Consider the following 15,040-nt stretch of genomic DNA (forward strand, 5'->3'; position numbering starts at 1 on the left):
GGAGCGGTTAAACCTGTGGATTATGTCATTGAAATGTTGAATATACGCAAAGAATTCCCTGGCATTGTAGCAAACGACAACATTACGCTGCAGCTAAAAAAGGGCGAAATTCATGCGCTGCTTGGTGAAAACGGCGCTGGAAAATCAACGCTCATGAACGTACTTTTCGGACTATATCAGCCTGAAAAAGGTGAAATCAAGGTACACGGAAAACCTGTGACCATCTCTAGTCCAAATGATGCTAGTGATTTAGGCATCGGAATGGTGCATCAGCACTTTATGCTTGTCGATACATTCACTGTTGCTGAAAACATCATTTTAGGGAAAGAGCCAAAGAAGTTTGGAAAGATTGATAAAGAACAAGCCATACAGCAAGTGCAAGAGCTTTCTGACCGCTATGGTTTGAAAATAGACCCTGCCGCAAAAGTATCTGACATCTCTGTTGGAATGCAGCAGCGTGCAGAAATCTTAAAGACACTTTACCGCGGCGCTGACATTTTGATCTTCGACGAACCAACAGCCGTCTTAACACCTCAAGAAATAAAAGAACTCATACAAATTATGAAAAATTTAATCAATGAAGGCAAATCCATTATTTTAATTACCCACAAGCTGAAAGAAATTATGGATGCCTGTCATCGCGTCACCATTATTCGAAAAGGCCAGGGCATTCGTACACTTGATGTGGAAAGCACCAATAAAGACGAGCTTGCAAGCTTAATGGTCGGCAGGGAAGTTTCATTTAAAACAGACAAAAAAGCAGCCTCTCCTGCTGAGGAAGTGCTTCAAATTCAAGATCTGACTGTAAAAGACGCACGAGGAATCGAAGCAGTCAAACACCTGAACCTCTCAGTGAAGGCTGGCGAAATTGTAGGAATTGCTGGGGTAGATGGCAATGGTCAATCTGAATTAATTGAAGCCATTACAGGTCTGAAAAAATCAGAATCCGGCACGATCATGCTAAACGGGAAAGCCATTCAAAACCTCCCGCCTCGTAAGGTCACCGAATCTGGTATTGGACATATTCCTCAAGACCGTCATAAGCACGGACTTGTGCTCGATTTTTCAATAGGAGAAAATATTTCCTTACAAACATATTATCAGCGCCCTTACTCGAAATTTGGCTTGATGAATATGAAAAACATTTATCAAAAAGCAAAACGAATCATAACTGAATATGACGTACGGACACCGAGTGAATATACAGAAGCACGCGCCCTGTCAGGCGGTAACCAGCAAAAAGCCATTATCGGCCGTGAAGTTGACCGAAATCCTGATTTATTAATTGCCGCTCAGCCGACACGTGGACTTGATGTTGGTGCGATTGAATTTGTTCATAAACGTCTCATTGAACAAAGAGACACAGGCAAAGCCGTTTTGCTCATCTCTTTTGAGCTTGATGAAATTATCAATGTCAGTGATAAGATTGCTGTGATTTTCGAAGGCAGCATGATTGCCATTGTTGATCCAAAAGAAACAACAGAGCAGGAGCTTGGTCTATTAATGGCTGGAAGTACGCAACAGGAAGTGGGGAAAGAAGCAAATGTCTAATCGCTTAACAAATCTGCTGATTCCGCTTATAGCCATTGTACTTGGTCTTTTCGTTGGGGCCATTATTATGCTTGCAAGCGGCTATAGTGTCATCGAAGGCTATGGCGCCCTTTGGAATGGCGTCTTCGGTGAAACATATTATATGGGAGAAACCATCAGACAAGTGACACCTTATATTTTATCAGGACTTGCTGTTGCCTTTGCATTTCGGACAGGCCTCTTTAATATCGGGGTAGAAGGGCAAATGCTCATTGGCTGGGTAGCTGCTGTATGGATCGGAACAACCGTCCATGCACCTGCCTATATCCACCTGCCTCTTGCACTCATCACGGCTGCTGCTGCTGGTGCATTATGGGGCTTTATTCCTGGATTTTTAAAGGCACGTTTTTATGTCCATGAAGTCATTGTCACCATCATGATGAACTACATTGCCCTTCATGTGACGAACTATTTGATCTCAAATGTCTTAACAAGCAATAAAGATAAAACAGAAAAAATCGATGCCACTGCCTCGCTTCGCTCTGGATTTTTTGAGCAAATAACCGATTTCTCACGAATGCATAACGGCATTTTTGTTGCCATTATTGCGGCGGTCGTGATGTGGGTCATTATTCAAAAAACCTCTAAAGGATTTGAATTGCGGGCTGTTGGAATGAACCAGCAGGCATCACATTATGCCGGCATGAACGTTCGCCGCAATATCATTTATGCAATGCTCATTTCAGGTGCCTTTGCAGGGCTTGCAGGCGCAATGGAAGGGCTTGGCACGTTTGAATATGCCTCCATTAAAGGCTCGTTTACAGGCGTCGGTTTCGACGGAATCGCTGTTGCCTTATTAGGTGGAAATACAGCCATTGGTGTCGTTCTTGCTGCACTATTACTTGGTGGATTGAAGGTCGGTGCTTTAAATATGCCGCTTGAATCTGGCGTACCGACTGAGGTCGTTGATATTGTCATTGCGATCATTATTCTTTTCGTCGCCTCAAGCTATATTATCCGTCTTGTCATTCAACAAATGAAGAAAAAGGGGGGAAAATAAGTGGGATTTCTGCAAATTCTTGAAATCATCGTCCCAGCTACACTTGTTTATGCTGCACCACTTATTTTAACCGCTCTTGGAGGCGTCTTTTCAGAAAGATCAGGTGTTGTCAATATCGGTCTTGAAGGTTTGATGGTCGTCGGAGCATTTTCCAGTATTATCTTTAACCTATTTTTTGCTGATACGTTTGGGGCCTTGACCCCGTGGCTTGGGCTTCTCATCGGAATGGTCATTGGCGGATTGTTCTCACTTATTCACGCTGTTGCGACCATTACGTTTAGAGCAGATCAAACGGTTAGTGGTGTTGCCATTAACATGCTTGCGCTTGGCGCTACACTGTTTGTCGTGAAACTTATTTACGGGAAAGCACAAACTGATAAAATTACAGAGCCTTTTTATAAAGGAGATATTCCCCTTTTAAGTGATATTCCGATTATTGGTGATATCTTCTTTAAAGATGTCTATTATACATCCATACTTGCATTAGTTCTTGCGGTTGTTGCTTGGTTCGTTTTATTTAAAATGCCGTTTGGTCTTCGTCTCCGTGCAGTCGGTGAGCATCCAATGGCTGCTGATACAATGGGGATCAAAGTGTACCGGATGCGCTATATTGGCGTCTTCATTAGTGGTCTGTTTGGCGGTCTTGGCGGAGCTGTTTATGCTTCAACCATCGCGCTTGATTTCTCACACGCGACCATTACTGGTCAAGGATTCATCGCTTTAGCTGCGCTTGTATTCGGTAAATGGCATCCATTTGGCGCAATGGGCGCTGCTTTATTCTTTGGATTTGCACAAAGTTTAAGCATCATTGGCTCTCTCTTACCGCTGTTTCAAGATATACCGAACGTGTACATGCTCATTGCCCCATATGTGCTTACGATCCTAGCACTTACTGGCTTCATCGGACGTGCAGATGCACCGAAAGCACTTGGCACACCTTATTTAAAAGGAAAACGATAAATACGATGTATGATCAATCCCCTGAAGGACAAACTATCTTCAGGGGATTTTTGTATGATAAAAACGATAAAACCCCCTGTTTATTTTACTTTTATTACACTTAATTTAGTTTAATAAATAGAAGAGTGTCATTGAATCTTCTACAATTGAGTCAAATAGCATTTGGGGGTGTTTATGTGGCTAATGCACAACAATTGAAATCGATTACAAATGATTCTGACAATAATAAAAGCGTTTTCCGAAAGATCATGTCTTGGAAAATTGGTGTTATTGATCTTCCTGTGTATTTAGTACTTGCAGCGATTATTTTAACTGCCGCTTATTTTAATAAAATTCCAGCAAATATGCTTGGTGGTTTCGCTGTTATTATGATTTTAGGGATTTTCCTTGGAGATGTAGGACAACGTATTCCAATCTTAAAAGATATTGGTGGACCAGCGATTCTTTCTTTATTCGTACCATCGTTCCTGGTCTTTTTTAATGTTCTGAATCCGAACTCGTTGGAAGCGGTTACGTCTCTTATGAAAACGTCTAACTTCCTTTACTTCTATATTTCTGCTCTTGTAGTAGGTAGTATTCTTGGGATGCAGCGAACGGTTTTAGTACAAGGCCTTATTCGTATGTTTGTTCCTCTTGTTGCAGGTACAATTGCAGCTGTGAGTGCCGGAATTCTTGTTGGTCTTTTAGTTGGTTACACACCGCATCATTCGTTCTTCTTTATCATTGTACCGATTATTGCCGGTGGTGTTGGAGAAGGGATTTTGCCATTATCTATTGCTTATTCACAAATTCTTGGTGTATCAGCAGAGTCATTAATTTCTCAATTAATTCCCGCTGCTGTTATTGGGAATGTCATTGCCATTATCTGTGCTGGCGCAATGAAGAAGCTTGGTGAAAAACGCCCTGAACTTAACGGGAATGGTCGTCTTGTAAAATCGAAAGAAGCAAACGAAATTTTCGAGCAGCCAGATATGGACGCAAAAGTTGATTTCGGTTTAATGGGTGCAGGTGTACTCGTTGCTTGTACAACCTTCATCTTTGGTGGTTTGTTAGAAAGCTTTGTTCATATTCCAGGTCCAATCTTAATGATTGTTCTTGCAGCATTAATCAAATACTTAAATGTGATGCCTCAGCATCTTCAAAATGGCTCACAGCAGTTCTACAAGTTTGTTTCAAGAAGCTTCACATGGCCTCTTATGGTTGGTCTTGGTATTCTGTACATTCCGCTTGATGATGTAGCAACTGTGATCTCTATTCCATTTGTATGCGTATGTATCGCTGTTGTACTTGCAATGGTTGGTTCTGGTTACTTCGTTGGGAAATTAATGAACATGTATCCAGTAGAATCTGCGATTGTGACTGGCTGCCACAGTGGACTAGGCGGTACTGGTGACGTTGCGATCCTTTCAGCTTCTGGAAGAATGGGGCTTATGCCTTTCGCACAAGTATCTACACGTCTTGGCGGAGCAGCAACTGTTATTTGCGCAACGATCTTACTTAGAATGTTTACTTAATCCATCCAACACTAAAAGCATGAGCCCTCATGAAGGGCACATGCTTTTTTATATTTCTTTTCTCCTATACGACTTTATTCCTCAGCAGAGACCACTCGTATATATTCTCTCGGCTGAAATGGATATTGTCTTGCTTCTTGATAGGTCATATAGAGAAGATGCTCTGAAAACATCGGCCATTCACTTTCTGACTGCCACCTTTTTTGATCATTTCGTTCTATTAAGAATGCTCCTCCTAAAATCGTGCAGAATATGCTTAAGCTGATGCCCGCTTTTAGTTTCATGTAATCAGCCCCTTTAAGAAAAGCATGTACGAAATACAAAACAATATACAACGAGTTTCATTTTTGATAAAATATTTTTTGTGGTCAAAAGAACTCAAAACAAATGCAGTTGGCTGTAAATCAGTTCAAACCAATGCACTATCTCTGTATTTACGCTATAATTTTATTTACCAGTTCTTTAGAACGTGAATTTATATTGATCGAAGGAGGTTTATTTTCTTGCAGCTTATTCACTTCGCCATCCTATCACCTTTTTTGCTTGCGTTTGTTGTGCCCTTTCTTTTTAAATACGTAAGGCGAATACATACGGGGTGGTTTGTTCTTATCCTGCCTATTCTTTTATTTATCTATTTTGTCCAAATGATCACAATCACATCAAATGGGCGAACGTTGTTCTCACAGGCCGAATGGATTCCTTCTCTTGGAATGAATTTCACTGTATATGTAGACGGTCTTAGTTTGTTATTTGCGCTATTGATTACAGGTATTGGCGCACTTGTCGTCTTGTACAGTATTTTCTACTTATCAAAGGAAAAAGAGCAGCTTGGCTCTTTCTATACGTATTTGTTAATGTTTATGACCGCTATGCTTGGGGTCGTTCTATCTGACAACATGGTGGTTCTTTATTTATTTTGGGAGCTAACGAGTATCTCTTCCTTCCTTTTGATTGGGTATTGGTATAAGCGGGAACGCTCTCGTTACGGAGCAACCAAATCACTGATTATTACTGTTTTTGGCGGATTAGCTATGCTTGGCGGCTTTATCCTTATCTACCTGATCACTGATTCATTCAGTATTCGTGAAGCAGTCAATCAGCTTCAGCTCATTATGGCATCGCCTTATTTTATCCCTGCCATGATCCTGATCTTACTAGGTGCCTTTACGAAATCAGCGCAGTTCCCATTTTATATTTGGCTGCCTGATGCAATGGAAGCACCAACCCCTGTGAGCAGTTATCTGCACTCTGCTACTATGGTGAAAGCCGGCATTTATCTTGTTGCCCGCTTCAGTCCAATCTTTGCTATTTCAGAAGTGTGGTTCTGGACCATTTCTATCGTCGGACTTGTCACATTATTCTGGGGATCATTCCATGCCGTCCGGCAAAACGATTTGAAAGCCATTCTGGCCTTTTCTACCGTTAGTCAGCTTGGCATGATTATGCTCATGCTTGGAGTAGGTGCAGCTGCGATTCATGAAAACAATCCTGCCCTTTTTGGCGCAGCCGTTCTTGCTGCTATTTTTCATCTCATTAACCATGCTACTTTTAAAGGCAGTCTCTTTATGGCAGCTGGTATTATCGATCACGAAACGGGTACTCGTGACATTCGGAAGTTAGGCGGATTAATGACCATCATGCCTATTACTTTTACGATTACGTTAATCGGTACATTCTCAATGGCTGGACTTCCGCCATTTAATGGTTTCTTAAGTAAAGAGCTATTTTTCACAAGCATGATACGGATCTCTGACATCAGCTTTACCGATGTTTCCACATGGGGTGCGATCTTCCCAGCCATCGCTTGGCTCGCAAGTGTGTTTACGTTCATTTACAGTATGATGCTCCTCTTTAAAACATTTAGAGGTCGTCTTCATTTAGATCAATTGGAGAAAAAGCCGCATGAGGCACCGATTGGTATGCTCATCCCGCCAATTATTCTTGCTGCACTTGTGGTCACCTTTTTCTTTTTCCCAAATATTCTAGCTTATTCTGTCATTGAACCTGCTATTGCTTCGATTATTCCTGAAGCGATTGAACCAGGAAAACGTTTTGTCGTGAAAATTGGAGCGTGGCATGGATTCCAGCCAGAGCTTTATATGACAATAGGTGTTATTGCTCTAGGGATTATCGGATATTTGACGTTGTCAAAATGGCGTCCAATGTACAACATATTTAAAGAAAAATGGTCATTTAACTCTTTATATGATCGTTCGCTGACAGGCTTAGAAAAAGGCTCATATCGCCTGACAAACAGCTACATGACAGGTTTCCTTCGTGACTACCTTGTCTATGTGTTTGGTTTCATGATAATCGTGCTTGGTAGCGTGATGTTCTATCAGCAAGCCTTCTCATTTCAAACGGAGCAAGCAGCCCCGATCGGTACGTACGAGGCCATCCTTTCACTTGTGATGGTGGCGGCAACCCTCACGACTGTGTTTGCCCGGTCTCGCTTAACGGCCATTATTGGGCTAGGTGTCATGGGATACACGCTGTCATTATTCTTCGTGATTTTCAGAGCACCTGACCTTGCGCTCACACAGCTGATTATTGAAACGATTTCTGTCGCGCTGTTTTTACTTTGCTTCTATCATCTGCCACAGCTGAGCTTGAAGCAAAAAACGAGAAGGTTCAAATTGACCAATTTGATCATTTCTTTAGGCGTTGGAGTTGTTGTCACCTGTCTTGCTTTCGCTTCAACAAGTCAGCAGTCACTTGACACCATTTCATCCTACTTTATTGAAAATAGCTACAAGCTTGCTGGCGGCGACAACATTGTCAATGTCATTCTTGTAGATTTCAGGGGCTTTGATACACTCTTTGAAATTACCGTGCTCGCCATTGCGGCACTCGGTATCTATGGGTTATTAAAAGCTCAAGGAAAACGGAAGAGAGGCGTGCGGCGATGAGAAAGATTGATACGAATGATATGCTCTTACAAGTCACAACAAAAATCACAGCATTCATCATCTTGCTTTTCTCACTTCACCTATTTCTTGCGGGGCATAACAATCCTGGCGGGGGGTTCATTGGCGGCCTGATGAGTGCTGGGGCTGTCGTCCTTCTGCTCTTAGCCTATGACCTGAAAACAGTGAGACGCATTCTGCCGTTTAACTTTATTTATGTTGCAGCGACTGGGCTGCTCGTTGCGATCCTGACAGGAATGGGATCATTTCTATTCGGTGCACCTTTTCTATCCCATACTTTTGGTTATTTCCAATTACCGTTTCTTGGGAAAACAGAACTGGCAACGGCCGTACTGTTTGATATCGGTGTGTATTTAGTTGTTGTTGGTGTCACCATGACCATTATTCAAACGATTGGAGAGAAGGAATAATGGAATTTTTAATGTCTATTATCGTCGGAATTATTTTTATGGCGGCGACCTATTTATTGCTTTCAAAAAGCCTTCTGCGGGTCATCGTCGGTACTGCCGTTTTGAGTCACGGCGTCCATTTGCTTCTATTAACAATGGGCGGCTTGAAAAAAGGAGCACCTCCTATTTTAAAAGAGGGGCTCACATCCTATGTAGATCCATTGCCACAAGCATTAATTTTAACAGCCATTGTCATTGCTTTTGGTGTGACATCCTTTTTGCTCGTCATGGCCTTCCGTGCCTTTCAAGAGCTTCGAACAGATGACATGGATCAAATGAGAGGAAATGATCAGCATGAATAATCTCGTGATCCTGCCTATTTTAATTCCATTACTAGCCGCGACACTATTGATTTTTATGAATAAGAACATCATGCTGTCGAGAGGCTTTAGTGTCTTCGCCTCTCTTTCAGCCATTATCTGTAATCTCTATTTGGTCCAAACGATTTTCACAAGCGGCATCCAAACACTTTATTTGGGCGGCTGGAAAGCCCCATTTGGGATTGCCCTTGTTGCCGACCAGTTTGCTGCACTCCTTGTGCTGACCGCTTCCATTGTTGGACTTGTCACAGTTCTCTTCTCCTTTCGAACAATTGGTAAAGAAAGAGAGCGGCTGTTCTATTACTCTGGCGTGCAGTTCTTGTTAGCTGGCGTCAGCGGTGCCTTTTTAACGGGAGATATTTTCAACCTGTTTGTATTCTTTGAATTACTGCTAATGGCATCTTACATGCTCATTGTGTTAGGCGGATCAAAGCCTCAGCTTCGTGAATCATTGAAATATATTGTATTTAATATCATCTCGTCGGCATTATTTATTGTCGGTGTGGCTTGTTTATATGCAGTCACTGGTACACTAAATATGGCTGATTTAAGTGTAAAAATAGCTGAATCGGGGCAAACAGGGTTAATTACCGTCATTTCCATTCTGTTCCTAATTGTATTTGGCTTAAAAGCTGGGGTCTTCCCGCTTTATTTCTGGCTGCCAGGATCGTATCATGCACCGCCGGCAGCGATTTCGGCTTTGTTTGGCGCACTGCTGACAAAGGTCGGCTTATATGCGATTGCCAGAGTCTTTACGTTAATGTTTATACATGATACAGGGTTTACACATACACTCATGGCTTGGCTTGCCGCACTAACGGTCATATTCGGTGTCATTGGGTCTATCGCCTATTCTGATGTGCAAAAGATCGTGATTTATAACATTGTCACAGCTGTTGGGGTCATTTTGTTTGGAATTGCAGCCAATACACCTGCATCACTCCAAGGCGCCATTTATTATCTCATTCACGATATGGTGATCAAAGGCGCATTATTTATGCTGGCAGGTGCACTGTTTGTGTATGCTGGTACCAATAATCTGAAAAAAATGGGCGGGCTGATTCAATCCCAGCCTCTCCTCGGCTGGATGTTCTTCATATCGGCTTTATCCCTTGCAGGTATTCCGCCGCTTAGTGGATTTGTTGGCAAGCTAAAAATTGTTGAAGGTGGATTTTCTGCTGGACACATGACATTTTCTATCCTTGTCTTACTGTCCAGTCTTCTTGTCCTTTATTCGATTATGAGGATTTTCATGCTCGCATTTTGGGGAGAAGAACAGGATCTGCCAAGAAAAAAACCATCGATTAAAGGAATGGTGTACCCTGGAGTACTGCTTGTCCTCTTATCGCTTGCGATTGGATTAGGGACAGAATTCATTGCCCCTTATATCAATCAAGCTGCGGAAATGCTTTCAACACCAGAAAAATATATTCAAGCTGTGCTGAAGGAGTAGATAAACATGGCCTTTCAAATATTATTAAACGCTCTCCTCGCCTTTACCTGGATGTTTATGAATGATACATACACAGCCTCAGGCTTTGTATCAGGCTTTGTACTAGGGATGGTCACCATTTTTATACTGCGGCGATTCTTCCCGCAGCGTTTTTATGGCTATGCCCTTTATGCGATTTTCAAGCTCTTCATCATATTTATCAGGGAGCTGCTTCTTGCCAATTTGAGTGTACTAAAGACAGTGTTATCTCCAAAGCTTAAGATCAAGCCTGGTATCTTCGCCTTTCGTACAGACTTAAAAACGGATTGGGAAATCACCATACTTGCTAATATGATTACATTGACGCCAGGTACACTGGTCATTGATATTTCGGATGATCGTTCGATTCTATACATTCATGCGATGGATATTGAAGATGCTGAAAAAGCCATTCATGACATCCGTGTATCATTTGAAAAAGCCATTCAGGAGGTGAGCAGTAAATAATGGAGCTTATATTGCAAATTTCACTTGGCATTCTCGCGCTATCTACCCTGCTTTTTGTCATCAGGGTCATCAAAGGTCCTTCAATTCCTGACCGTGTGAGTGCACTTGATGCGGTGGGAATCAATTTAATTGGAATGACAGCCATTGTTTCAATATTACTGAAGACGACCACGTTCTTTGAAATTATTTTACTGCTCGGTATCCTTGCTTTTATTGGCACTGTCGCTTTTTCTAAATTCCTTGAGAAAGGGGAAGTGATTGAAAATGATCGTCATCGCTAAAGCCATTGTGATCTTTTTTATCCTGCTTGGCGCGATCCTGTGTCTCATCTCAGCTATTGGTTTACTTCGCTTACCAGATGTTTACACACGTATGCATGCTGCATCAAAAGCATCGACACTTGGCGTTGTCCTCATTTTAGTTGGTGTGTTCTTTCACGAGTGGTTTCTTGCAGGCATTATCTCTGCGAAAATCCTGCTTGGGATTGTTTTTATCTTCCTGACAGCACCAGTCGGCGCTCATTTGATCGGAAGAGCCGCCTACAATACTGGAGTCAAGATGGACAAACGCAGTGTACAAGATGATTATGGCGGTTTTCGTAACTTTGTGATTAAGCGGAAAGAAGATTCTTATTTATAATTGACGCTGTGATTCCTTTTATGGATGACCGAATAAATGAAGGACCTAACATGTTAGGCCCTTCATTTTTTTCTAATGAGACAGCAATATCATTCATATCTCCTTAAAATGTCTAGTGTAACAGCAGTCCAAGATAGTCGTCGTTTTGCATTGATTGACATTCAAGTGATAAAAAAAGTAGGTTGCATCCAGTTCCACGTTTAAATTTCAATCTTATCGAGATTAAAAAAAGCTTCCGCTGCACCGGGAGCTTTTTATATGCGATCAATGACAGCAAGTGTGCATCTTGACGTACAGATGTGCCGGTCTCGATCATCTTTTATATCGATTTGAAATACCATTGTACGACGCCCTACATGTACAGGAACAGCAGTCGCTGTCACCACTCCATCACGTACAGATTTTAAATGATTGGCATTGATTTCAATACCTGAGCAAACCTGCTGAGTTAAGTCTAAATGAGCAGCAGCCCCCAAGCTCGCCACCGTTTCTGCTAGAGCAGCAGATGCCCCTCCGTGCAGTAAGCCAAATGGCTGTTTTGTTCGGTGATCAACCGGCATTGTCGCAATGCATCGTGACTCATTGCACTCGACAATCTCAATCCCCAGTGCCTCAAGTAGTGTATTTGATCCACTCACATCCATCAAGGCCCTCTCCCTTCATTCGTTTACAGCACACTTTCAGATTTTGCAATTAACACCGCTTCTGTTCGAGATCCAACATTCAGCTTATTAAAGATGGAGGTCAAGCTGTATTCAATCGAGCGTTTGCTCAAATGAAGCACATCGGCAATCTCTTGGTTCGTGTACCCTTTTTCCACTTCTCTGAGGATTAGACACTCTCGCTCTGTTAACAGCTCGTGATCGGTCTGCTGCGCTTGTTCTGGCTTTTCTTGCTGCTGTGAAATTAATTTCTTTAAATAGGATAGCTGAATGACAACTTCTCCTTGCAATGTGCGGTGTATGTATTCAATAATTTTGTCTTTTGTCTCTGTTTTACTAATTGCACCATGCAATCCAGCCCGAATGGCCTCTTCAAAATAATCATCTACTTCATACCCGGTATAAATGATAATTTTCACTTGTTGGTTTGTTTCTAGAATTTGTTTCGCAATGTCCATTCCATTGATATCCCCGAGATTTAAATCCATCAAAATCACATCATAGATGGAAAAGTCATGCGTCTTTAAAAAGGCGGCTTCTGCATCAGGACTTAAACAATCGACTGATAGCTGCTGATCTGATTCTAATATGCTTTTTGTCCCTTCCATGACAGCCGGATGATCATCAATGACCAATATCTTCTTCATGTCTTCCTCCCTTTAAATCACTCACTTCCATTTTATATAAAAGACTTGGCAGATGCCAAGTCTTAATCCTTAATAAATCGTTACAATTCCATTTCAATTTTCACTTTGAGCCCTTTTTCGGGGGCTGTGTGAATTTGAAGCTTTCCATTTAACGCCTTGACACGTTCTCTTATTCCCGATAGGCCCATGCTTTTTGTGTGCTGATCAAGCTGGCTTGCATCAAATCCTACTCCATCGTCCTCGTAGTGAAGAACAACCTGATCTTTAATACAAATGAGCATCACTAACACTTGATTGGCTTTGGAGTGCTTCAACGCATTGGATAACAGCTCCTGAACAATCCGGTAAATATTGAGCTGGGAGTCAATATCAATGTCCAGCTCTTTATCAAAGCGTGTCGTATTCAGCCTAATATGAAACGGTGCTTCCTCCTGGATTTGAGAAATCAGCTTCGATATCGCCTTCACTAAACCTAAATCATAAAGCAACTGCGGCCGAAGCTCATGACATGTCTCTCTCGTGGTTTGAATGACCTTAGACATTTGTTCATTCCATGAAATGAGCGAATGTTCAATAGACGTTGGGCATTGGTCGTTTTGGAAATTCGTTAAAAACATTTCTGACTGCCTTTTCAGCGAAATCAAATCCTGCAGCACGGAATCATGTAGATCCCTCGCTAAATCGGAGCGCTGCTTTTCTTCCATCGCAAACATGATCTTTTTCAGCCACGCGGGATTGGCTTCACGCTGTTTCAAATCTTCAAGATGCTCCATCAATTCTTCGATCTTGACGACATTTTCTAAGCTGACACTTGTGTAAAATGCCAATGTTTTCAGCCAAGAAATCTCATCACGAGTCAGCTTCGGTGTCTGTAAATTTGATAAACAGCAAATCACAAACGAGTGACCGCCCCGCTCGCCAATTTTCATCATAAACCCTTTATCAAGCTCAATAATTTTCCCTACTTCACCTAAAACATCTTGAAATTGATCCACATACTCTTTCCATAGGTTGCTGTCATCTGTCGACTCATCAATTTCATCAATTTGTCCATCAGCCTTGACCTCAAGCACAAAGGCTTTATTCACAACAAGCACTTCTAAAATGGTGTATTTCAAATGATACAGCACTTGATTTAGTGACGAGGCCTCACGAATGAGCTGCGTAAATTTAAATATGCTGTCCTGATAATTATGCTTCTCTGAAAAACGCTTCAGACGAAAGCGGAAATCTAGGATTTCTTTGAAATAGAAGACAGCAAGCATGAGTGTATAGGTGATTAGTGCGAGCTTCAGTGTGTACTTCAGATCTTCTGGTTTCTGCAGAATGTAAAATGTGACTACAACAAAAATGGTCGGTGTGATTGCTAGAAAGCCATAGTACCTAAGTCTGCTAATCAAAAAGTCCATATTATAAAGTTTGTTCGTCATGAATTGATACACGAGTGAAAAAGGAATGAGTAGGACAAAAGAAGTCAAGAAAAATGGATCTATCACATAAATACGAAACAAAACATAAGGGATTGCAAATAACAATATAAATGGAAAGAATGCTATTATATTAATCATGACAAAAAACTTTAAAACAGATCCCTGCTCTGTCTCTTTATATTTCCGCATTCCATTGATAATAACTTTGAATGAAATGATTATAGAAGCGAAAAAGAATACAAGATTTAAACTTGGCATATATCTGGCTATCACCGAATCAATAGGAACAAAAGCCTCTATCACCAGATTCATTACTGGAAGACTATATAAAAAGCGTATCGTTTTTTGAGTCGTTATATGCAGATCAAATTCTTTGAAATATTGATAAATGAAATGAATATAAAAGATAAATACACTGGATAAACAAAATACGATCACATAATGGCTAAATCTATCGCCAATTCCTGAAGTACCTGCACTAAGATACCCGATACAAATAGTTAATAAGAATAAAACTAAAAGAAATGCTGATTTTCGTTGGGCTTCTTTGTTAATTCTAATGATAAAGAAGATACAAAACAAACAAATTGAATAAAGTATAAGAGGAGTTAAGTAAACAAATAAACTTTCTTGACCAATCAATGTCTTATTTTTCAGTGTGATGATTTGATTGCCTCTTTGAATATCAATTCTTTGCACATTTCTAAGCTCACCATTGATCATATGATCTTTGTTGAGGGCAGATTCACCATTGATCTTAAGTATAATATCTCCTTCTTCTAATCCTGATGTGTAGGCTAAAGAAAGATATTCAACTTCGACAACCTCTGCTTGACCGTTCTTGTTCTCCGCTACACGTGCTCCATTAAAAATATCAAATACATAAATATATGAAACATAGATCACAAATAAAAAAGACAGAAAAACCAAAAAAACAGATAGTTTCGTATAAGTTAACTTCAT

15 protein-coding genes are annotated in these 15,040 nt (G+C 41.1%); 11 read left to right on the forward strand and 4 right to left on the reverse strand.

The features are described from left to right. The first annotated feature begins 15 nt into the window (after positions 1–15). From ACYH0L_RS14600 to ACYH0L_RS14615, 4 genes are all read left to right on the forward strand, one after another. On the forward strand, positions 16–1,551 hold the full coding sequence (locus ACYH0L_RS14600) for an ABC transporter ATP-binding protein (RefSeq protein WP_249704927.1): 1,536 nt from the start codon (positions 16–18) through the stop codon (positions 1,549–1,551). Continuing rightward, positions 1,544–2,590, forward strand: coding sequence for an ABC transporter permease (locus ACYH0L_RS14605; RefSeq protein WP_099727097.1), 1,047 nt, complete (start codon positions 1,544–1,546; stop codon positions 2,588–2,590). Before ACYH0L_RS14600 ends, ACYH0L_RS14605 begins: the two co-directional genes overlap by 8 nt. Beyond that, complete coding sequence (locus ACYH0L_RS14610; protein ID WP_256498981.1) at positions 2,591–3,550, forward strand: ABC transporter permease; 960 nt, start codon at positions 2,591–2,593, stop codon at positions 3,548–3,550. It begins immediately after the preceding gene. A 176-nt stretch (positions 3,551–3,726) separates the two neighbouring features. Further along, positions 3,727–5,064 carry a 2-hydroxycarboxylate transporter family protein gene (locus tag ACYH0L_RS14615; protein ID WP_099727095.1) on the forward strand — a complete coding sequence of 446 codons (1,338 nt, stop codon included), beginning with the start codon at positions 3,727–3,729 and terminating at the stop codon, positions 5,062–5,064. Positions 5,065–5,138: 74 nt separating this feature from the next. Here ACYH0L_RS14615 and ACYH0L_RS14620 read toward each other — a convergent pair whose 3' ends face one another. Next, positions 5,139–5,348, reverse strand: coding sequence for a hypothetical protein (locus tag ACYH0L_RS14620; RefSeq protein WP_099727094.1), 210 nt, complete (start codon positions 5,346–5,348; stop codon positions 5,139–5,141). 219 nt (positions 5,349–5,567) lie between these two features. On the opposite strand from ACYH0L_RS14620, the gene ACYH0L_RS14625 reads away from it, so the two are divergent. The 7 genes from ACYH0L_RS14625 to mnhG are packed head-to-tail and all read left to right on the forward strand — an operon-like array spanning position 5,568 to position 11,338. Continuing rightward, the gene (locus ACYH0L_RS14625) at positions 5,568–7,973 is read left to right on the forward strand and encodes a Na+/H+ antiporter subunit A (protein WP_256498982.1); all 2,406 of its coding nucleotides are present in this window, start codon (positions 5,568–5,570) and stop codon (positions 7,971–7,973) included. Continuing rightward, positions 7,970–8,401, forward strand: a complete 432-nt coding sequence (locus ACYH0L_RS14630) for a Na(+)/H(+) antiporter subunit B (protein WP_099727092.1) — start codon at positions 7,970–7,972, stop codon at positions 8,399–8,401. Before ACYH0L_RS14625 ends, ACYH0L_RS14630 begins: the two co-directional genes overlap by 4 nt. Then, positions 8,401–8,742 carry a Na(+)/H(+) antiporter subunit C gene (locus tag ACYH0L_RS14635; protein WP_099727091.1) on the forward strand — a complete coding sequence of 114 codons (342 nt, stop codon included), beginning with the start codon at positions 8,401–8,403 and terminating at the stop codon, positions 8,740–8,742. The genes ACYH0L_RS14630 and ACYH0L_RS14635 overlap by 1 nt, the downstream gene beginning before the upstream one ends. Next, complete coding sequence (locus tag ACYH0L_RS14640) at positions 8,735–10,213, forward strand: Na+/H+ antiporter subunit D (RefSeq protein ID WP_099727090.1); 1,479 nt, start codon at positions 8,735–8,737, stop codon at positions 10,211–10,213. The genes ACYH0L_RS14635 and ACYH0L_RS14640 overlap by 8 nt, the downstream gene beginning before the upstream one ends. 6 nt (positions 10,214–10,219) lie before the next feature. After that, the gene (locus tag ACYH0L_RS14645) at positions 10,220–10,699 is read left to right on the forward strand and encodes a Na+/H+ antiporter subunit E (protein ID WP_099727089.1); all 480 of its coding nucleotides are present in this window, start codon (positions 10,220–10,222) and stop codon (positions 10,697–10,699) included. Further along, positions 10,696–10,980, forward strand: a complete 285-nt coding sequence (locus tag ACYH0L_RS14650) for a Na(+)/H(+) antiporter subunit F1 (RefSeq protein WP_099727088.1) — start codon at positions 10,696–10,698, stop codon at positions 10,978–10,980. The genes ACYH0L_RS14645 and ACYH0L_RS14650 overlap by 4 nt, the downstream gene beginning before the upstream one ends. Continuing rightward, on the forward strand, positions 10,964–11,338 hold the full coding sequence (mnhG, locus tag ACYH0L_RS14655; RefSeq protein WP_099727087.1) for a monovalent cation/H(+) antiporter subunit G: 375 nt from the start codon (positions 10,964–10,966) through the stop codon (positions 11,336–11,338). Before ACYH0L_RS14650 ends, mnhG begins: the two co-directional genes overlap by 17 nt. 254 nt (positions 11,339–11,592) lie before the next feature. Here the strand turns inward: mnhG and ACYH0L_RS14660 are convergent, their stop codons facing one another. From ACYH0L_RS14660 to ACYH0L_RS14670, 3 genes are all read right to left on the reverse strand, one after another. Next, the gene (locus tag ACYH0L_RS14660) at positions 11,593–11,982 is read right to left on the reverse strand and encodes a hotdog fold thioesterase (protein ID WP_034317162.1); all 390 of its coding nucleotides are present in this window, start codon (positions 11,980–11,982) and stop codon (positions 11,593–11,595) included. 23 nt (positions 11,983–12,005) lie between these two features. After that, positions 12,006–12,647 carry a two-component system response regulator ComA gene (comA, locus tag ACYH0L_RS14665; protein WP_058013793.1) on the reverse strand — a complete coding sequence of 214 codons (642 nt, stop codon included), beginning with the start codon at positions 12,645–12,647 and terminating at the stop codon, positions 12,006–12,008. 80 nt (positions 12,648–12,727) lie between these two features. Further along, entirely contained in the window at positions 12,728–15,040 is a 2,313-nt protein-coding gene (locus ACYH0L_RS14670; RefSeq protein ID WP_410611818.1) for an ATP-binding protein, read from the reverse strand.

This window comes from Bacillus sp. MC1252, assembly GCF_056838025.1.

Excerpts from the sequence above, each read along its gene's own strand:
- ACYH0L_RS14660 (WP_034317162.1), bottom strand. The coding sequence starts at position 11,982 with ATGGATGTGAGTGGATCAAATACACTACTTGAGGCACTGGGGATTGAG.
- comA (WP_058013793.1), bottom strand. The coding sequence starts at position 12,647 with ATGAAGAAGATATTGGTCATTGATGATCATCCGGCTGTCATGGAAGGG.
- ACYH0L_RS14645 (WP_099727089.1), top strand. The coding sequence starts at position 10,220 with ATGGCCTTTCAAATATTATTAAACGCTCTCCTCGCCTTTACCTGGATG.
- ACYH0L_RS14635 (WP_099727091.1), top strand. The coding sequence starts at position 8,401 with ATGGAATTTTTAATGTCTATTATCGTCGGAATTATTTTTATGGCGGCG.
- ACYH0L_RS14640 (WP_099727090.1), top strand. The coding sequence starts at position 8,735 with ATGAATAATCTCGTGATCCTGCCTATTTTAATTCCATTACTAGCCGCG.
- mnhG (WP_099727087.1), top strand. The coding sequence starts at position 10,964 with ATGATCGTCATCGCTAAAGCCATTGTGATCTTTTTTATCCTGCTTGGC.
- ACYH0L_RS14670 (WP_410611818.1), bottom strand. The coding sequence starts at position 15,040 with ATGAAGTTAACTTATACGAAACTATCTGTTTTTTTGGTTTTTCTGTCT.
- ACYH0L_RS14605 (WP_099727097.1), top strand. The coding sequence starts at position 1,544 with ATGTCTAATCGCTTAACAAATCTGCTGATTCCGCTTATAGCCATTGTA.
- ACYH0L_RS14630 (WP_099727092.1), top strand. The coding sequence starts at position 7,970 with ATGAGAAAGATTGATACGAATGATATGCTCTTACAAGTCACAACAAAA.
- ACYH0L_RS14620 (WP_099727094.1), bottom strand. The coding sequence starts at position 5,348 with ATGAAACTAAAAGCGGGCATCAGCTTAAGCATATTCTGCACGATTTTA.